Raw genomic sequence first — 18,554 nt, 5'->3', positions numbered from 1 at the left:
GGACGATCCCCATGACCGAAACGACCCAGACATCCGCCGCCGCATCCGAGGACACGCGCCTCGGGATCCTCGCGCGGCGCCGCATCGAAGCGGAAATCATCAAGCCGATCTACGAGATCATGAAGCGCGAGTTCGGCACCGAGCGTGCGCAGGCCGTGATCGCGGAAGCCGTGCGCGGCGCGGCCGTCGACGCGGGCCGCACGTTCGCGGCGCAGGAGCCGGACGGCACGAGCGTGAAGTCCTTCATCGCGCTGCAGGTGCTGTGGGAGAAGGACGATGCGCTCGACGTCGAAGTGCGGCGCGCGGACGACACGCATTACGACTACGACGTGCATCGCTGCAGCTACGCTGAGATGTATCACGCGATGGGGCTCGGCGAGATCGGGCACCTGCTGAGTTGCGCGCGCGACAGCTATTTCATCCAGGGCTATGCGCCGCGCATCGCGCTTACGCGCACCAGCACGATCATGCAGGGCGGCAAGCGCTGCGATTTCCGCTACGCACTGCAGCCCGCGCCGGAGAACGGCGATGCGTGACGACAACGTGAATGCGCCGCGCGTCGACGGCGACCGCCTGTGGGCGTCGCTCGACCGGATGGCGCAGATCGGCGCGACGCCGAAGGGCGGTGTCTGCCGTCTGGCGCTGACCGATCTCGATCGCGAATCGCGCGACCTGTTCGTGCAGTGGGCGCGCGACGCCGGCTGCACGGTGCGCGTTGACCGGATGGGCAACGTGTTCGCGCGCCGCGCGGGCCGCCATCCCGACGCCGCGCCGGTGATGACGGGCTCGCACGCCGATTCGCAGCCGACGGGCGGCCGCTACGACGGCATCTACGGCGTGCTCGGCGGGCTCGAGGTCGTGCGCGCGCTGAACGACGCGGGCGTCGACACCGAGCGCCCGATCGACGTCGTGATCTGGACCAACGAGGAAGGCTCGCGCTTCGCGCCGGCAATGGTGTCGGCCGGCGTGTTCTCGGGCGTCTATACGCTCGAATACGGGCTGTCGCGCACTGACAGCGCGGGCAAGACGATCGGCGAGGAGCTGGAGCGGATCGGCTACGCGGGCGACGAGCCCGTCGGCGGGTATCCGGTGCACGCGGCGTACGAGCTGCATATCGAGCAAGGCGCGATTCTCGAACGGGCCGGCAAGACGATCGGCGTCGTGACGGCCGGGCAGGGGCAGCGCTGGTACGAGGTGACGCTCACCGGTGTCGACGCGCACGCGGGCACGACGCCGATGGAGTTCCGCCGCGATGCATTGGTCGGCGCCGCGCGGATGATTTCGTTCATCGACGTGCTCGGCCGCCGTTACGCGCCGTACGCGCGCGCGACGGTCGGGATGATCGACGCGCGGCCGAATTCTCGCAACACGGTACCGGGCGGCTGCTTTTTCACGGTCGAGTTCCGTCACCCCGACGATGCGGTGCTCGACGAGCTGGACGCGGCGCTGCGCGCGGAACTCGCGCGGGCGGCGGACGAGACCGGCCTCGGCGCGCAGATCGAACAGATCTTCAAGTACCCGCCGATCCCGTTCGCGCCGCGCTGCATCGACGCGGTGCGTGACGCGGCCCGGGGGCTCGGGCTGTCGCACATGGACATCGTGTCCGGTGCGGGCCACGACGCGTGCTATGTCGCACGCGTCGCGCCGACCGGGATGATCTTCGTGCCGTGCGTCGACGGGCTGAGCCACAACGAGGCCGAGGCGATCACGCCGGAATGGGCGGCGGCGGGCGCTGACGTGCTGTTGCGCGCGGTGTTGCAGAGCGCGCAGGAAGCCTGAGCGTGACGCGTGCTCCGCGGCGGGCGGGCGTTCGACGCCAGTTCGCACGCGTTCAGATCGCCGTGCAGCAGCACCGTCGCCCTGAGCGGATGCGTCTGCGCGGCGTCGATCGAAGCGATGGTGAGCAGCGTGTCGCTCGACATCGTCGACGCTCGTTGTGTGGTCCGGCCGCGGTTACTTGCCCGCCTTGCGCCGCGCCATATACGCGAGATACGCGACGATCTGGTCGAGCTCCCGGTCGCTCAACTGATCGGGCGGGAATGCCGGCATGCTCCGGCCCGGCCAGTCGCGCACGGATGCCGGGTTGCGAATGTAGCGGCGCAGCGCGGCGGGCTGGAAGTAGTCGACCGGATTCATCGGCGCGTTCAGGTCGGGCCCGGCATGGCTGCTGCCCGCGCCGTCGAGGCGGTGGCACGCGAGGCATTGCGTGACGAACAGCTGCTGGCCCGCGCGGGCCGGATCGCTGGCGGGCAACGCGGGATCGACGGCGAGCGACGGCCAGCGCGCGACGGGAGCCGACTCGATCGTGACGCGCACGATCTGGTACGGCCACTGTTCGCCGCGCACCGACGACGCGTCCGGCCCGAGCCACACGAGATAGAACGGCCCCGCGCTGACCTGCTTGCCGGGCAGCTTCGGCCACGGATGGGCCGGTTCCTCGATCGCGAGCCACGCGACGGCGCCGGCCGGCGCGCGGCGGCGCACGAGGTCCAGCGGCAGTTGCGCGACGAAGCCGTCGGCCGCGCGCGTTTCGAGCACGCCGTTGGCCGGCAGCGGCGTGTCGCCGAGCAGCGCGGCGAACGGCACGGCGCGGAACGTCATCGGCCGGCCGTACGCGATGTCGCGCGGCACGTGGACGTCCGTCGCGTCGGGGCGCGCGAGCAGTGTCTGCCGGGTGAGGGTACGGGGCGTGCCGCCGGTCTCGAGTTCAAGCGTGGACTGGGCCGACGCGCGTTGTCCGATCAGGCAAACCGTCAGCAGCACGAGCGAAAACCACCGGCGCTTCTGCATGCGTTCTCCGGGAAAGGGCGTTCCGGCGGCGGCAGGACGCGCAAGCCGCGGCCGATGGAAGGAATCGGGCGACAGTCTATCCGGTACGCGCGGCGCTGGCGACTCGCGGACCGCCCGCGTTCACGGCACGGCCGTGACCGGACCGCTGTCAATGACTCGCACACGGCACCTCGTTCTTCGGCAACGGCGTGTCCCGCTCCGGTTCGAAATCGGCTTCGCGCGTGCCCGATGGCGTGAGCGACACGAAATGCATCGCTGCGCCGCGCGCCGGGAAACCGGCGATGCCCGTCGTGCCCCACGGAATCGGCGAGCGCTGCGCGCCGCTCACCGAAATCTCCGCCGGCGCAAGCGCGAGCGTCAGCAGCCGCCCGTCGCGGGTCGGCACGTACGCATGCGTGCCGGAGATGCCGATGCCGGCTTCGCGCACCGATGCCGGCAGGCAGTCGAGCGTCGCCGTGCGACGGCCGTCCGGGTCGATCAGCATCGCGACGCCGCGATCGTCCGCGGTCGTCGTGACGACGATGAAGCGGTCGATCGCCGGCACGTAAGCCGACGCGTACACGTAGTACCGGATCGCGTCGTTCAGCGTCCCGAGCTTGTCCAGCTTCGCGGTGACCGGATCGAACATCGCGTATTCGAGCGTCGCGTCCGTACTGCCTTCGATGAATTTCTGCCAGACGAGCAGCGCAATGCGCGGCGAGCCCGCGATCACGGGCCACCACTCGCGGCGGTGCGGCGCGACCGCGACGTGGTTCAGCACGCGCCCGGCCGCATCGTAGGTTTTCAGGTAGACGCCGTTGCCGGTGCCGAGGTTGTCGACGCCGCCGCCGTCGATCCAGTCGGCGGAATAGAACACGACGAAGCGTTCGCCGGCCGTTGCGACATGCCCCGAGTGGCCGCCCGACTCGACGTCGTTCGGGTAGGGTTTGATCGGCTTCAGGTCACGGCGGTAGACACCGTAGCGCTGGCTGACTTCCTGTGGCGCGTTCCAGCCGTCCTCGAACGTGACGAAGATGTCGCCGCGCGCGTTCTGCGCGATCGACACCGGCTCCTGCGCTTCCGGCCGGCTGATGAGCGTGTGGACATGCATCATGTGCGCGCTGCCGGGCGACCATTCGCCGACGTACACGTCATGCGGCCAGTTGCCGTTGGGCAATGCACCGCGCGGCGGGATGCCCGAGCTGCTGAAGAAGAGCCAGCGCTTGCCGTTGCCGGCGTCGGCCACGCCCACGCCGTGCATGAAGCGGCGCGGATCCCCGGTGTTCAGCTGTTGCGGAGAAGGTTGGGGCGCGGCCTTGTGCCGGGCCGTGGCGGTCGCGTGCGCAGCCTGCGACGCCAGGCCCGGCGCAACGGCGAGACAGCAGGCGATGCAGGCCATCGCCGCGACGGACGGCAAGGCTTTCCGTCTGCGCGGGTTCGATCCTCCGATGACCTGCACCGGCCGACGCGTCATTCGACGGTCACCGATTTCGCGAGGTTGCGCGGCTTGTCGACGTCGGCGCCGCGCGCACAGCCGACGTGATACGCGAGCAGCTGCAACGGCACCACGTGCATGATCGGCGCCAGCGCATCGCCCGGTTCGCGCAGGCGGATCACGCGTGTATCGTCGGCGGCGTCGATGTCGAGATGGCTGCCCGCCAGCACGTAGAGCCGCCCGCCGCGCGCCCGCACTTCGGCCATGTTGGACTTCAGCTTCTGGAACAGGCGATCGTCCGGCGCAATCGTGACGACCGGCATCGCGCTCGTCACCAGCGCGAGCGGGCCGTGCTTCAGTTCGCCTGCCGGATAGCCTTCGGCGTGGATATACGACACCTCCTTGAGCTTCAGCGCGCCTTCCATCGCGATCGGAAAATGAATCCCGCGCCCGAGGAACAGCGCATTCTCCATCCGCATGAAATCGGCCGCCCAGCCCATGATCTGCGGCTCCAGCGCCAGCGCATGGCCGATGCGCGCCGGCAGTACGCGCAGTTGCTGCAGATACGTCGCCGCGCGCGCGGCGTCGAGCCTGCCGCGCAGCTGCGCGAGCGTCACCGTCAGCAGGAACAGCGCGACCAGTTGCGTCGTGAATGCCTTCGTCGACGCGACGCCCAGCTCGATGCCGGCCTGCGTCAGGAAGCGAAGCTGCGCGTTGCGCGCGATCGTGCTCGTCGGCACGTTGCAGATCGCCATCGACAGGTCCTGCCCCAGGCTGCGCGCGTGCTCGATTGCACCGATCGTATCGGCGGTCTCGCCCGATTGCGAGATGCCGACGACGAGCGTGCGCGGATCGGCCACGGAATCCCGGTAGCGGTATTCGCTGGCGATCTCGACCTGCGCGGGTATGCCCGCGATGCCTTCGAGCCAGTATTTCGCCGTGAGCCCCGCGTAATAGCTGGTGCCGCACGCGAGCAGCAGCACGCTTCTCACGCGCGACAGCAGCGCCTGGGCTTCGCTGGCAGGGCCGAACAACGCAGGGCAGATCGTGTCGATGCCGGCCAGCGTGCTGTCGATCGCCTTCGGCTGTTCGAAGATTTCCTTCTGCATGAAGTGCTGGAACGGGCCAAGGCCGGCATCGCTGTCGCGCGCCTTGACTTCGCACAGCGGCCGATTCGCTTCGCGCCCGAGTGCGTCGGCGATCCGGATGCGCTCCGGCGTGATCAACGCGACGTCGCCGTCCTCGAGGTAGATGAAGTGGTCGGTCAGGTCGCCGAGCGCCGCGCAGTCGGATGCAAGGTAGTTCTGCTGCGCGCCGATGCCGATCACGAGCGGCGAGCCGGCGCGCGCGGCCACGAGGTGCTGCGGCTCGCGCGCGCTCAGCACCGCGATCGCATAGGCGCCGCGCAGGCGCTTGACCGCGCGAACGACGGCGTCGAACAGGTCGGCGCGATGCTCCTGATACTCGCCGTGAATCAGATGGGCGATCACCTCCGTGTCGGTCTCGCCGCGAAACGTGTAGCCGCGCTGCTGCAGTTCCGCCTTCAGCGCCTCGTGGTTTTCGATGATGCCGTTGTGGACGACCGCAATCGTGTCGCCCGACATGATCGGATGCGCGTTCGTTTCCGACGGCGCGCCATGGGTGGCCCAGCGCGTATGGGCGATGCAGGTTCCCGCTTCGAGTCCGAGCGTCATCACCCGTTGCTGCAGGTCCATCACGCGGCTCAGCGTGCGTTCGCTGCGAATGCGTCCGCCGCTTTGCAGCGCGATCCCGCACGAGTCGTAGCCGCGATATTCGAGCCGGCTCAGCGCCTTGACCAGTTGCGGCACCTGATTGTTCCGGCCACTTGCTCCGACGATTCCGCACATATGTCACCTCGTCCACAAGAAGTTATCGATGCCATGCCCGCGCGCGCAGTGCCCGCGGCCCCCGCCGTGCCCGGCATCCTGCCGGGCCGGCCCGGGGCTGCCGCAGTCGTCCGCTCACCCGCGGCCCGGCAGCCTATTTGCCACTCTGCGGCGCCGTGTGGGTCTTCCATTCGATCCCGGAAATCAGGCCGTTCGCGTCATGCGATGCGATGAGGATGCGCGACGACTGTTTCCCGGCGGGGCGGCGGGCGTTGATCAGCGAGGCAGCCGGCCCCGGCCGCGTCTTGAGGTGGGCCGAGCGCCGCAGCATCTTCGACACGCGCAGCCGGTACGCGAGCGGATGCACGACGCGCCCGGCGATCAACCACGTGAACAGCACGCCGGCCATGACCGCAATCCATGTCACATAGAAAATCAGCTGTTCGATCGGCATCTCCGCCTGATTGAACGGCAGCAGATAGCGGTACGTATAGATGCAGATCGACGCCCAGACTGCACCGACCAGCGACGGCCGCACGAGGCGGAACCACACGATCTGCACGGTTCCGACGATGAAGCCGTGGTCGGTGATCATCTGGCTCGGCGAGCGGAGGGAGAGATCAATAATCGGCGCGTTCTTCATGTTGAATTCCTCGGTCGGGACTGACCCATACGGCCCGCTTGCCACGGCCTCGCAGCACGGTGGCGGGCAGGGCGACGACGGTGGTGACCATGCTGATCAACCAGAAGGCCACCGGATACCAGACGGTGTCCAGGAAATACATCAGGAGTTTTTCGTCGTAACGCCGGTCGATCATGCAGCCGACGATCAGTTGCAGCACGCAGGTCGCCACCAGCAGCATCCCGTGCCAGTGCGGAACGACCGATACGTGCCAGTCCGGCGGCAGCGGATGGAAGAGGCCGATGAACGCGAGCAGCAGGATGAACGACATCGAATACGCCCACGCGATGCCGATCAGGTACTCCGCGAACAGCGGCCACATCATCATCCTCGTGGGGCTGGCGACGGTGCCCGCATACTTGATCAGCACCTGGATGCCGCCCTTCGACCAGCGCAGCCGCTGGCGGTAGAGCCCCTTCAGCGTCTCCGGCATCAGGATCCAGCTGAGCGCGTGCGGTTCGTACACGACGCGCCAGCCGCGGCACTGCAGCTTCCAGCTGATGTCGATGTCCTCGGTCAGCATGTCCGTGCTCCAGTAGCCGACATCGGCGAGCGCGGTCTTGCGGAACATCGTGATGACGCCCGACACCGTGAAGATGCGTCCGTACACCTGCTGCGTGCGCTTGATCAGCCCGACGATCGACGAGAATTCGCCGACCTGCATGCGCCCGAGCAGCGACGTGCGCGTGCGGATGCGCGGATTGCCGGTCACCGCGCCGACCCCTGGGTCGGTGATGAAGTGCTCGAGCATCCATTCGATCGCATCGTGCGCGAGCAGCGCGTCGCCGTCGATGCAGAGCAGGTACTCCGCGTTCGACACGGCCGCCGCGGTCGTGAGGCCGACTGCCTTGCCTTCGTTGCGCGCATGATGGACGACGAGAAGCCGCGGTATCGTGGCGGCCAGCTCGTTGAGGATGCCGCCGGTGCGGTCCTTGCTTCCGTCGTTGACCGCGATAATGTCGTAGTTCGGATAGTCCATGCCGTTCAGGTGCTCGATCACGCTTCGTGCGTTCGACTCTTCGTTGAAGCAGGGCACGACGATCGATATCTTCGGCATGCCGCTCGACGCAATCGTCCGCCTCGACAGCACGCGTCCGTCTTCGAGCAGGAAGAAATGCACGACGCCGCCGATCATCCACAGATACGACATGAAGAACGGATAGTAGAAGACGAAATCCTGCAGACGATGAATGATCAGTTGTGCCGTCATTGCGCCCGCCCCCCTTTCTGTTGCTGCATGTGCATCAACGCGTTGATCGAGGTCGGATCGAGGCGGGACTTGAGCGACATCACGTCGCGCATCGCGTCGAGGCTCGGCTGGTTGTTCAGGAAGTTGTCCGGGTAGTAGCCGAAGTTCAGCGCGCCTTGCCCTCGCAGCCGGTGCATCTGCGCAAGCAGCGTGCTGGCCGGAATGGCCGCGCGGGCGTGCCAGTCGTAGGACTGCAGCTCGAACACGGTCTTCGAGAAACCGCGCTGCTTTTTCGAAACGACGTCGACGAGCTGGTCGAGCCAGCGCTCGGGGCTCGACGCCTGTTCCATATAAGGCATCGCCATCAGCGCGACGTAGTCGTACGTGTTGAGGAAGTCGTCGTAGTTCTGCGCGTACCACGCTTCGGATTCGGGATTCAGCACCGGCTGCGCGAAGATGTTGCGCGCGGTCAGTACGTCGCCCTCGTTCTGGTTCGCAAGGACGATCTGTGTCAGCTGCCGCGTCAGGTTCAGCAGATAGCGTGTCTTCTCCCGGGTCCAGCGGTTCATCAGGTCCGGCTTGGCGCGAATCTGCCCGATGTCGCGCGGCAGTCCCCATTGGGCATACGTTTGCAGCGCGTGCTTGCCCGCATCCTCGTAATCGTCGAGCACGGCGTCGTCGCTGTACAGGATGCCGCTGAACGACGCGTATTTGCCGAGATCCTCGTAAATCTGCTCGATCATCAGCCGCGCGTTCGGATCGAACGGGCTCAGGCGAAAACCGCGCGTGACGTGCTCGCGCGCCGGTGCGCCGCCGTATGCGCTGACCGTTTCGAGGCCATGGAGCTTCTCCGGCGGCGGACGGAAGGCGAGCACCGGCATCCACGCATAGACCTGGACGTTGGCGCGCGTATTGAGCTGCCACGCGGCGCGCGAGAAGAGGTCGGCCCGCATCGGCAGGTGCCGGTTCGGAAAATAGACGGCCTCCGCGACGCCCGTGCCCTTCGGGTCGGCGTATGCCTGCAGGTAGACCGACTTCGGCTGCATCCGGTAGATGCGCTCGATCAGCACGCCGAGGTTCTTTTCCTGTTGCGCAGGGTTGGGGTCGTAGACCTGGTCGAGATCGACCTGCACGACGCGTTCGACGGAATGGACTTCGCCGCGGTTGGCCGCCGGCTCGCGCATCGAGTGCTCGAATCCGCCGATATCGACGTCGTACATCATCAGGATGCGCCGGAGGCGGTCGAGCGGCACGTCCGGCGTATTCGGCCCGGCATCGAGACTGAACTGGATGTCCATGCCGAGCGACGTCGATATCCTGCGCACCGGCTGGTTTTCCGCGCCATACGGCCAGACCATCGAGCGCGCGACCACGCCCGTGCGCTCGTGGATCTGCCGGATGCAGGTCTGCAGGTCGTTGCGTATCCGTGCCTCGAATTCCACATCGGTTTCATAGCGCTTCTCCTCTTCCAGATAGAGGTGCGACGTGGTCGCGGGCAACTGATTGCCCTGCGGATTGGCGGTCGCTCCATGGTGCAGGTTGTGCGTGTGGCACCCGAGCTCGACCAGCTCCGACGAACCGAGCTGCCGGACTTCGTCCCAAGACATGAAGTAATCGCGCGGCACCTCGATCTTGTCGCTGATGCGGATCGGCGTATCCGCCGGCGTGTCGATCCACGCGGTGACGATGCCCATCACCGCCGGATACCTGAAGCGCTTCAGCAACGGCAGCACTTTCGTATAGTGGCTGCGGAAACCGTCGTCGAACGTGAGCAGCACGGCGCGAGCCGGCAACGGCTTGCCGCCGTGCCGCGATGCCTCGATTTGCTTGACGGTCACGGGGTGATAGTTGTTGCTGTCGAGCCATGAAAATATCGCGGTCAGCGTGCCGGTATCGATCGCATAGGGGTCGATCATCGTGGACGTCGCAAACGTCGACAGCAGGTTGTCGCGCACGTCGTGCATGCAGATCACGCGAAACGTCTTGCCGTCTGCGGGGTCCGATGGCGGCAGCAGGTCGATCAGCTTCGCCTGGGTCACGCCTGGAAACAGCGAACACGCGGCGAAAGTGCCGAGGCATCCACACATGAATGTCCGTCTCGATTGCATTGCCTGACCTCCCGGTTCTAGAACGGCAGATTGAGCGCGAGGAAGCCCGTTTCCGAGCGCTCCCGCGTGCCGTCGTATGCATGGCTGGCGACTTCGATGCCGTAGCTCAGCGTGATGTCGTGCTTGAATGTCCACGCGTGCTCGAGACGCGCGCTCCACAGCGCGCTCGTGCCGAACCCGCGCTCGTTGTACGCGCCGCCCGACGCAAAGATGCGCTGTTGCAACGACATGTCGCCCTTTTTCCACATCGTCCATTGATGCATGACGGTCGCTGCGATCGCATAGTCGCGCCCCGGGCTGAAGTACGGGGTGTCCTGCTTCGAGTTGCTGTCGGTGCCGAGATTCAGCGACACGTTGACGAGCTGGTTCGCGGACGTGAACACGCGCTGCGTGCCGGTCGCCGCGATTTCCTGGTGGAAGTTCGTGTCGCTGTAGCGGCTCACGCCGTAGCTCAAGCTGACCTCGCGACGATCGTTCTGGCGCCACTTCACCTCGACATTCGCGGATTTGCCCCAGATGTGCGCGACATAGGCCTTCCACGGCAGCGTGTTGTCGTTGCTGTCGAGTGCGCCGGACACCGTCCAGTAGTCGTCGAGGTTGTAGGTGACGGAACCGCGGCCGCCGGTGCGCCCGTCCGAGCCGAACGAGCGTGTGGCTTCGGCCTGCACGGTTAACGGCCCGTGCCGGTAATCGCCGCCGACGCCCGTGCGCGTGCGGCTGAGGTTGCCGGTATCGGTCTGCCCATACCCGTAGAAGGTATGGGAGAACACGCGCCAGTTGTCGCCGAACGGCTGCGAGTACAGATAGGTGTCCGACGTGAACTGGTTGTCGGCCAGCACGCTGTTGCCGTGCTCGTAGCTCAGCTCCGTGGTCAGCACCGGGCTGCGGTACGCGTTGTAGTCGCGCTTGAACGAGCGGACTGCGCCGCTGTCCGGAAACGTGTTGTCGACGGTCTGGTCGACCTTCTTCGCGGTTTCATAATCGTCCGCCACGAGTGCCGCGCGGCCGAGCCCGGCAAGGACCTCGACGCTGTCCGGGTGGTCGGTCAGCGACGCGTTGTACATCGCCATCGCCTGACGCGGGTGCGACTGGCCCGACACGGCGTCGGCATGCGCGGCGCGTACCTCGGAGTTGAACGGGATTTCGTTCTCGAGCTTCTCCAGCTCGGCGATCCCTTCGTCGACCCTGCCCGTATAGATCAGGTACTGCGCGTGCAGCCGGTAGTAGCGCAGGTAGTCGTCGCCGCCCTGATCCCATGGATGCACCTGCTCGGCCGACGGCAGCGACTTGCGCATGTCGTCGAGCACGGTGCTCGCGTCCTGCGCTCGGCCCTGGTCGACATACGACCAGAACAAGCCCTCGCGCAATTCGATCGGGCGCGTGCGCGCGCCATACTGGAAGCCGCGCGTCGCGCGGTCGGTCGGCGTCGCGCTCGCCTGGGCCAGCGCGCGCTGATAGGCCGCCGACGCCTTGCCCGGCTCGTTCAGATACAGGTACGCATCGCCGGCGCCGGCCAGCGCGTCAATCGAGACTTCCGCATCGGGGGGGATCGTTTCGAACGTCGCCACCGCCTTGCGCATGTCGCCCCGGGCGGCATAGGCGACCGTCCGATCGCCCGCGAGCGCCGTTCGCACCGGCGAGTACTCGGGCGTGGGCGGCATTCTTGCATTGAGATCGTCCGCGGCGTGCAGTGCCGTATCGATCCCGTCGAAGCGATCGGGGCTCGTCATCGAGCGGGCCTTGTCGCGCCCGCCGCGCACCTGCTGGCGGATCGAGAGTTCCTCCAGCTGCGCGAGATCGAACGCGGAAAAGATGTCAGGCCGGGCCTTTGCTTCGTCGAGCGCCTTGACGGCACCGCCGCCCGTGGCGAGACCGAATACTTCGGCACGCACCGCTGCGGCGTCGGCCGGCTGCGTGCCCGTTGGACCGGGCGGCTCGGCGGCTTTGGCTGCTTGGGCGGCTTCTGCGATCTCGCGGGATCCGTTTGACTCGACGTCGCCTTCAGCGGCGATGCATGTGCCGGATGCAATGAACAGCAGCATGAGCGGCGCCTGAACGAGCATCCGCGGATTGGGCGGGATGGTAATGCGTCTGCGCTTGCGAACGTTGGCCACAGGGTGTCCTCCCTTCGAAACGGCTGAATCGGCCGTACCCCTGACAATGCGCCCGATCTCGCGCCGAGCTGCCCGATAGCTGGTTCTCCCGATTGCAGTTCAAATTCCAGGCCGGTTCCGGATGGCCTGCCCGAGCAGCAGCTGCGATTCGCTGTTGCCCGGATCGATTGCGAGCACCCGGCTCGCGTTCTGCTCCACGCAGCGCCACTGGTCGAGTACCGCGCACGAGCGCGCTCTCGCGAGCGCCCGGGCGCTATCCAGTTCCGGGCGCGTGACGCTGGCCGTCTGCATGCGGCCCGTGCCGCCGACAAGCGAATGCTGTCTCGACGCGACAGCCATGTGCGCCCGTGCCCCGGCAAGCTCGCGCGTCTGCAGCTGGCGATGCGGTTGGCCGTAGGGCCGTTTGACGGATGGGTTGGCCGGTGCGGGATGCGCGGCGTTGCTGGCCATCGTCACGGCGGGCGCATGCCGGGGCCGCGCGTGCCTGGAGGGCGCGGCGTTCGACGCACACGGAGAGGAGCAAGTGGCGGGCCCGGCCGCGGAATCGACTTCGACCGTGACCGGCGACACCGTTTCACGCGGCGGTACTGTTTGCGCCGCCGTGTTCGTCATGCGATCGGCGACGGGTTGGGGCGCCGCTGCGACGACCGATTGGCCGGCGGTCCCGGCCGCGGTGCCGACCACGCCCGACACTTCATGCGCCGCGTTCGCGTGCTCACCGCCGGCATCTCGCCTGACGTGTGTAAATACGCCAAAGATCACCGCAAATGCAGCGAAGCTGAGTGCCGCATTCTTGCCCGGACCCCATCTCGATTTCGGTCGGCCGGTGGGGTTGGCGTCCGGTCGTTTTGAACTGGTCATGCTTCGCTCCTCGATTCATGGCCTGTCGTGTGCGTCGCGTGAATCCGCTCACGCGCGACAGGCAGGCGAGCGGAAGACCTACCACCGCATTTGCGTGTTCAACGCGCCTGTTTCGACGGTTGCGTCCTTCATCTGCCCTTGATACGTCCCTTCGATCCGGTAGCTCGCATCGGGAACGCTGAACAGGCACCGCGACCCTGCGGCATTGAATTCAGCGAGGACGCGGCCGTGACGCCTCAACCGCACTTGAACGTTCATCAGCGGCGCGCCGGTCTGGGAGGAAGCGAACGTAACGCCGAGGTTGTACGGGCGCCCGTCGGCCGGGAGCGGCGCGATCCCGTCGATACGCGCATCGCCGCAAATGTATGAAATGACATATCGCTGCGCGCCAGGATCGGAAGCGACCGTTTGAGCGATTGAAGCTGCACTTGCGCAAAACATCGATGCAGTAATGGCTGCAACTGGAAGCGCATGTTTTTGAAACGAAGACGGCATAACGACCTCCGTTTGCAGTTTTTGGCAAGCATACATTTCGGCCGGGAAAACGCAAATCCGATTCGCTATTTCGCAACACGTGTTATTCGTACATGAAGAGCGATGAATGAACAATCGTGAGTTTCATGGGGTAGCGGTGAACGGAACGTAATATTTAAATAGGAATATGGCGAAATTAATGCCGAAAATAACGACTGACAAATAGAATTTTTCCCGATGGATTCAAATTATTGATGGCGCCGGAGGCCGAAGGCAAGGCGCTTGAGCAGAATTGCCGCGCAATTCGTGCCGACGGTAACGACTGACGATAGGGGTATTGCCGTTGCGCACGATGCCGAGCTGGAACGGGATGGCGCAAAATATGGCAATCAAATGATATTACGCTGTAACTCGTACCGAATTTGATGGCTGATAAATGAAAATATTTCCGCGCGTTCTGGGTTGCGGTAAAGGGGTGGCGATACAAATTATTGCAGGTTTAAATGGGGTTGCGGTGAAATTAGAATCGGCGCTGATTGCTGGTGAATGAAATATGTCTCACTTTGAGACAGATGGAGGTGTGCCGTTTTTACGTTTTATTACACGATTCAAGTTCCGCTTTTTGTATTGATGGATTTTCGGTTTCAGGCTGGAGAAATTCCGGCTGCCGGCATGCTTCATTTTCGATATTGGAACCGCGTCCATGTGAATCCGGTGAATTCCCGATGACGACGGTTGAAAAGATGCGGCGGGAACCCGATCGGCGCTCGAAGGCGATCGGGTTTCAACGTTCGGCGAACACCTGGCGAAGGCCGGTGAATGCCGACGCGAGCCGCGCGTTGCAGCGGCGCCGCCGACGGCGCCCGTGGCCGCGTTACCGGCCGCCGCCTGCGGCCCTTCGCGCGACCCGCATCGCCGGCGGCTGCGCTTGATCGGACGATGCCGCCGCCGCGCCGCGCGGCCGGTTCATGATGTAGGTCCACAGCTGTTCGGCCGCGAGCCCGCGCTTGCGCGCCGAGCGGTACAGCCGGATTTCGAGCTCGGTGATCCAGTCGCCCGACCCCGCGCATACGAGGGTGCCTTCCGCGAGCTCCTTCGCGACGCAGCTTTCCGGCAGCCAGCCGATGCCGTGTCCCGCCACCACCATCCCTTTCAGCGCCTCGGACATGTGCGTCTCGAAGCAGCGGTGCAGCGCGTACGGCTCGGCGGCATTCAGCAGCAGCATCTCGACCACGTTGCCGAGGAATGCTCCCGACGAATAGGCGAGCAGCGGCAACGGCTCGCCCGGCGTGCCGGGCAGCGCGAACACGGGCTTGCCGTGCGCGTCGGGCGTGGAAACGGGCAGGATCCGCTCGACGCCGAGGCTCACGAACGGGAAGTGGTTCGGATCGAGCACGATCGGCAACTGCGGATGGTGATAGCCGAGCAGCAGGTCGCATTCGCCCTCGACGAGCTGCTGCACGCCTTCCGGCACGTTCACAGCGTTGACTCGCGCAGTCACGTGGCCGACTTCGCCGTTGAGCTGCTTCAGCCATTCGGGGAACAGCGTGAAGACGAGGGTATGCGCGACCGCGAACCGCACGACCTGGTCGCTTGCCGCGAACTGGTCGTAGCCGTTCACGAGGTTGCGCGCCGCATACATGCTGCGCAGGATGTCCGCGGCGAGCCCGCGGAACATCTGTCCGGCCGGGGTGAGCGCGACCGGCGTGATGCTGCGGTCGACGAGCTTCGCATCCATCCACGTCTCGAGCGCGGCAATTCGCCTGCTGAATGCCGACTGCGTCAGATGCCGGTTACGCGCCGCCCGGGAAAAGCTCTTGGTATCCGCGAGGCTCAGGAAATCTTCCAGCCACTTTGCTTCCATATTGGTCGTCGTCTTTTATGGTCGGGCGCAGGGGTGTGCCTGGGCACGGTTTCGCTGCACGAACGTTCAAGCGTACCGCGCCTCGTGCTGAGCATACCGATGTTTTTTTTCGATCGGTGTCAGTCGAAATATGCATGAGCGTTGTCGCGATGAATTCGGCTGCATAACGTTGCGATGCCGGACACGGCTAACCGGTTAGTTCAACTCGCGTCGGAACCCGCCGGCGACGCCGTGGACGGTACTTCCCCCCAGGGCCGGTGCGCCGTGCGCGTGCCGGCCCGCCTTTTTCGGGGACGCCAGGGTCTGTTGCGGCCGTTCTCGTCGCAACGCATGCGTGTTCCGGATGTAAACAGACCCTGGGCATTGCGTTCGGGACACGGGGCCGTCCCGTCGTGGTGCACGCGTACCGGTACGGCGGGCGGCCGGCCGCCGCCTGCGCGTGGGCGCCGCATGTTGCGATGCGGCGGCGCGTCGCGATGCGCGCAACGGCATGCACGCCGATCGCGAATGCTGCACTGCAGATTGCACATTCGTGACACGCGGGAGAACTATGTTTGACATGCGCGGCGCAACATCGGTGCGCGGACGCGGCGCACCGATGCCGCGAATCGCGTCGCGCGTTGCACCGTCGTGGTGCGGCGTGCCGCGGGAGCGTGCCGCGGCCGCGGCGAAATTGGGGGAACCGCAAGGCACGGTCCTTGCTCAGCAGTCGTTACGCCGGTCCGGCATGCGCAATGCCGGGAAAACGATGGAGAACAAATCGATGAAGCCATTCGATGAAATGCTGCAATCCGGCGACATGGTCAGGGCGCCTTACGCGCGACTGAAGCAGTGGCTCGACACGCAGAACCCAGCGAGCCTCGCCCAGAAAGCCCGCGACGCGGAGAACGTATTCCGCAAGACGGGCATCACGTTTGCTGTCTACGGCGACGCGGACGCCGCCGAGCGGCTGATCCCGTTCGATATCGTGCCGCGCATCATTTCCGGCCAGGAATGGAATCGGCTGTCGCTCGGCATCGAGCAGCGCGTGATGGCGCTCAATGCGTTCCTCGACGACATCTACCACCGCCAGGAAATCGTCCGCGCGGGGATCGTGCCGAAGCACCTGATCGCGCACAACGAAGCGTTCCTGCCGGAGATGATCGACTTCCGGCCGCCCGGAAACGTTTACACGCACATCATCGGCGTCGACATCGTGCGCACCGCCGAGAACCAGTTCTACGTGCTCGAGGACAACGCGCGCACGCCGTCCGGCGTGTCGTACATGCTGGAAAACCGCGAGACGATGATGCAGCTCTTTCCCGAGCTGTTCCAGCAGGTCAAGGTGCGGCCGGTCGAAACCTATCCGCAGATGCTGCGCCAGTCGCTCGCGGCCGTCTGTCCGCCGGGCGGCAACGCCGACAACCCGACCGTCGCCGTGCTGACGCCCGGCATCCACAATTCCGCGTACTACGAACATTCGTTCCTCGCCGACCAGATGGGCGTGCACCTCGTCGAGGGCAGCGACCTGCAGGTGATCGACGGCCGCGTCGCGATGCGCACGACCGAAGGCTTCCGGCCGATCGACGTGCTGTACCGCCGCGTCGACGACGCGTTCCTCGACCCGCTGACGTTCCGGCCCGACTCGGTGCTCGGCGTCGCGGGCATCATGGACGTCTATCGCGCCGGCAACATCACGATCGCGAACGCGCCCGGCACCGGGATCGCCGACGACAAGGCGATCTATTCGTACATGCCGGAGATCGTGGAGTTCTACACGGGCCGCAAGGCGATGCTCGAGAACGTGCCGACCTGGCGCTGCGGCGACGCGGACAGCCTCAAGTACGTGCTCGAACACCTCGACGAACTGGTCGTGAAGGAAGTGCACGGCTCGGGCGGCTACGGGATGCTCGTCGGGCCGTGCGCGTCGAAGGCGGAAATCGAGGCGTTCGCCGCGAAGCTGCGCGCGCGCCCGTCGAACTACATCGCGCAACCGACGCTGGCGTTGTCCACGACGCCGATCCTGACCGACGCCGGCCTCGCGCCGCGGCACGTCGACCTGCGGCCGTTCGTGCTGGTGTCGGACCGGATTCGCATCACGCCGGGCGGCCTGACGCGCGTCGCGCTGAAGGAGGGTTCGCTCGTCGTCAACTCGAGCCAGGGCGGCGGCACCAAGGACACCTGGGTGCTGGCCGACTGAGCGGAACAAGGCGACCGCGCGCGGCGGCAACCAGCGGGCAACCCGCCGGCAACCCGCGGCGCGCGAACGGAACAAAGGGAGTGGACACAGATGCTTCTTGGACGCACTGCGAGCGGTCTCTACTGGATGTACCGCTATATCGAGCGCACGGAGAACACCGCGCGCATTGTCGATGCCGGGCTGCGGATGGCGCTCACGCGCACGTCCGACGCGCCGGCCGAATGGTCGTCGGTGCTCGTCAGCTCGGGCGCGGACGACGGCTACCGCGAGAAATACGATGCGTACGCGGCCGACACCGTGACCGACTACCTGCTGCGCGACCGTGAAAACCCGTCGAGCGTGCTGTCGTGCATCGAAGCCGCGCGCTCGAACGCGCGGATGGTGCGCACGGCGCTCACGCGGGAGGCGTGGGAGAGCGTGAACGGCGCGTGGCTGTCGCTGAAGCGCACGCTCGCGCAGCCCGTGCCGGAGGGCGACCTGCCGGCCGTGCTCGACCAGGTCAAGCGCGAGACCGCGCTGATCCTCGGCAGCTTCTACAGCACGATGCTGCGCAACGAGATCTTCGATTTCGCGCAGATCGGCGCGTTCGTCGAACGGGCCGACAACACCGCGCGGATCCTCGACGTGAAGTACCACCTGCTGCTGCCGTCGGTCACGCACGTCGGCACGATCCTCGACAACTACCAGTGGGAAACGATCCTGCGCTGCGTGGCCGCGCACCGCTCGTACCGCTGGGTGTACGACGTGCAGTACAAGCCGATGAACATCGCGGACTACCTGATCCTCAACGGCCGGATGCCGCGCTCGCTGCGGTATTGCTACGGCCGCGTCGTGTCGAGCCTCAACCTGCTCGCGAAGGATTACGGCGTCACGCACCCGTGTCACGACACCGCCACGAAGATCCTGCAAATGTTGTCCGACACCAGCGTCGAACGGATCTTCAAGAGCGGCCTGCACGAATTCCTGACCGACTTTATCGGCCGCAACAACGTACTGGGGCTCGAAATCGCCCAGGCGTACAACTTCGACTGA

At 65.8% G+C, this 18,554-nt stretch carries 14 protein-coding genes; 4 read left to right on the top strand and 10 right to left on the bottom strand.

Going from position 1 to position 18,554, the window contains the following annotated elements; genetic code table 11:
* Positions 1-11: 11 nt before the first annotated feature.
* On the top strand, positions 12-536 hold the full coding sequence (locus ACV22Z_RS13160; RefSeq protein WP_448076725.1) for an L-2-amino-thiazoline-4-carboxylic acid hydrolase: 525 nt from the start codon (positions 12-14) through the stop codon (positions 534-536).
* Positions 529-1,779, top strand: a complete 1,251-nt coding sequence (locus ACV22Z_RS13155) for a Zn-dependent hydrolase (protein WP_448076724.1) — start codon at positions 529-531, stop codon at positions 1,777-1,779. The genes ACV22Z_RS13160 and ACV22Z_RS13155 overlap by 8 nt, the downstream gene beginning before the upstream one ends.
* Before the next feature lie 174 nt (positions 1,780-1,953).
* Here ACV22Z_RS13155 and ACV22Z_RS13150 read toward each other — a convergent pair whose 3' ends face one another.
* From ACV22Z_RS13150 to ACV22Z_RS13105, 10 genes are all read right to left on the bottom strand, one after another.
* Entirely contained in the window at positions 1,954-2,790 is an 837-nt protein-coding gene (locus tag ACV22Z_RS13150; protein ID WP_448076723.1) for a c-type cytochrome, read from the bottom strand.
* 148 nt (positions 2,791-2,938) lie between these two features.
* Positions 2,939-4,243 carry a hypothetical protein gene (locus tag ACV22Z_RS13145; protein ID WP_448076722.1) on the bottom strand — a complete coding sequence of 435 codons (1,305 nt, stop codon included), beginning with the start codon at positions 4,241-4,243 and terminating at the stop codon, positions 2,939-2,941.
* Entirely contained in the window at positions 4,240-6,072 is a 1,833-nt protein-coding gene (glmS, locus tag ACV22Z_RS13140) for a glutamine--fructose-6-phosphate transaminase (isomerizing) (protein ID WP_448076721.1), read from the bottom strand. Before glmS ends, ACV22Z_RS13145 begins: the two co-directional genes overlap by 4 nt.
* Positions 6,073-6,205: 133 nt before the next feature.
* Positions 6,206-6,694 carry a Biofilm PGA synthesis auxiliary protein PgaD gene (locus ACV22Z_RS13135; protein ID WP_448076720.1) on the bottom strand — a complete coding sequence of 163 codons (489 nt, stop codon included), beginning with the start codon at positions 6,692-6,694 and terminating at the stop codon, positions 6,206-6,208.
* On the bottom strand, positions 6,672-7,943 hold the full coding sequence (gene pgaC / locus ACV22Z_RS13130; protein ID WP_448076719.1) for a poly-beta-1,6-N-acetyl-D-glucosamine synthase: 1,272 nt from the start codon (positions 7,941-7,943) through the stop codon (positions 6,672-6,674). The genes ACV22Z_RS13135 and pgaC overlap by 23 nt, the downstream gene beginning before the upstream one ends.
* Positions 7,940-10,030: a poly-beta-1,6-N-acetyl-D-glucosamine N-deacetylase PgaB gene (gene pgaB, locus ACV22Z_RS13125; RefSeq protein ID WP_448076718.1), complete on the bottom strand. Its 2,091-nt coding sequence runs from the start codon at positions 10,028-10,030 to the stop codon at positions 7,940-7,942. The genes pgaC and pgaB overlap by 4 nt, the downstream gene beginning before the upstream one ends.
* A 17-nt stretch (positions 10,031-10,047) precedes the next feature.
* Positions 10,048-12,072, bottom strand: a complete 2,025-nt coding sequence (pgaA, locus tag ACV22Z_RS13120) for a poly-beta-1,6 N-acetyl-D-glucosamine export porin PgaA (RefSeq protein ID WP_448076717.1) — start codon at positions 12,070-12,072, stop codon at positions 10,048-10,050.
* Positions 12,073-12,243: 171 nt separating this feature from the next.
* On the bottom strand, positions 12,244-13,005 hold the full coding sequence (locus ACV22Z_RS13115; RefSeq protein WP_448076716.1) for a hypothetical protein: 762 nt from the start codon (positions 13,003-13,005) through the stop codon (positions 12,244-12,246).
* Between the two features lie 78 nt (positions 13,006-13,083).
* Positions 13,084-13,500 carry a hypothetical protein gene (locus ACV22Z_RS13110; RefSeq protein WP_448076715.1) on the bottom strand — a complete coding sequence of 139 codons (417 nt, stop codon included), beginning with the start codon at positions 13,498-13,500 and terminating at the stop codon, positions 13,084-13,086.
* An 853-nt stretch (positions 13,501-14,353) separates the two neighbouring features.
* Entirely contained in the window at positions 14,354-15,343 is a 990-nt protein-coding gene (locus ACV22Z_RS13105; RefSeq protein WP_448076714.1) for a LysR substrate-binding domain-containing protein, read from the bottom strand.
* A gap of 763 nt (positions 15,344-16,106) precedes the next feature.
* Between ACV22Z_RS13105 and ACV22Z_RS13100 the strand changes: the two genes are divergently transcribed.
* Together ACV22Z_RS13100 and ACV22Z_RS13095 are read left to right on the top strand one after the other, a co-directional pair.
* Positions 16,107-17,522 (top strand): circularly permuted type 2 ATP-grasp protein, encoded by a 1,416-nt coding sequence (locus ACV22Z_RS13100; protein WP_448076713.1) that lies wholly within the window; start codon positions 16,107-16,109, stop codon positions 17,520-17,522.
* 90 nt (positions 17,523-17,612) lie between these two features.
* A complete protein-coding gene (locus tag ACV22Z_RS13095; protein WP_448076712.1) occupies positions 17,613-18,554 on the top strand; it encodes an alpha-E domain-containing protein in 942 nt (313 codons plus the stop codon).

This window comes from Burkholderia sp. PU8-34 (assembly GCF_053427725.1).
Note: the sequence above shows the minus strand (reverse complement) of the source record. Positions and strands in the feature narration are given on the sequence as shown.

What these genes read in the sequence shown, in the direction of transcription:
- pgaB (WP_448076718.1), bottom strand. Translation starts at nt 10,030, where the DNA reads ATGCAATCGAGACGGACATTCATGTGTGGATGCCTCGGCACTTTCGCC.
- ACV22Z_RS13100 (WP_448076713.1), top strand. Translation starts at nt 16,107, where the DNA reads ATGAAGCCATTCGATGAAATGCTGCAATCCGGCGACATGGTCAGGGCG.
- ACV22Z_RS13160 (WP_448076725.1), top strand. Translation starts at nt 12, where the DNA reads ATGACCGAAACGACCCAGACATCCGCCGCCGCATCCGAGGACACGCGC.
- pgaA (WP_448076717.1), bottom strand. Translation starts at nt 12,072, where the DNA reads ATGCTGCTGTTCATTGCATCCGGCACATGCATCGCCGCTGAAGGCGAC.
- ACV22Z_RS13145 (WP_448076722.1), bottom strand. Translation starts at nt 4,243, where the DNA reads ATGACGCGTCGGCCGGTGCAGGTCATCGGAGGATCGAACCCGCGCAGA.
- glmS (WP_448076721.1), bottom strand. Translation starts at nt 6,072, where the DNA reads ATGTGCGGAATCGTCGGAGCAAGTGGCCGGAACAATCAGGTGCCGCAA.
- ACV22Z_RS13150 (WP_448076723.1), bottom strand. Translation starts at nt 2,790, where the DNA reads ATGCAGAAGCGCCGGTGGTTTTCGCTCGTGCTGCTGACGGTTTGCCTG.
- ACV22Z_RS13095 (WP_448076712.1), top strand. Translation starts at nt 17,613, where the DNA reads ATGCTTCTTGGACGCACTGCGAGCGGTCTCTACTGGATGTACCGCTAT.
- ACV22Z_RS13135 (WP_448076720.1), bottom strand. Translation starts at nt 6,694, where the DNA reads ATGAAGAACGCGCCGATTATTGATCTCTCCCTCCGCTCGCCGAGCCAG.
- ACV22Z_RS13155 (WP_448076724.1), top strand. Translation starts at nt 529, where the DNA reads ATGCGTGACGACAACGTGAATGCGCCGCGCGTCGACGGCGACCGCCTG.
- ACV22Z_RS13105 (WP_448076714.1), bottom strand. Translation starts at nt 15,343, where the DNA reads ATGGAAGCAAAGTGGCTGGAAGATTTCCTGAGCCTCGCGGATACCAAG.
- ACV22Z_RS13115 (WP_448076716.1), bottom strand. Translation starts at nt 13,005, where the DNA reads ATGACCAGTTCAAAACGACCGGACGCCAACCCCACCGGCCGACCGAAA.
- pgaC (WP_448076719.1), bottom strand. Translation starts at nt 7,943, where the DNA reads ATGACGGCACAACTGATCATTCATCGTCTGCAGGATTTCGTCTTCTAC.
- ACV22Z_RS13110 (WP_448076715.1), bottom strand. Translation starts at nt 13,500, where the DNA reads ATGCCGTCTTCGTTTCAAAAACATGCGCTTCCAGTTGCAGCCATTACT.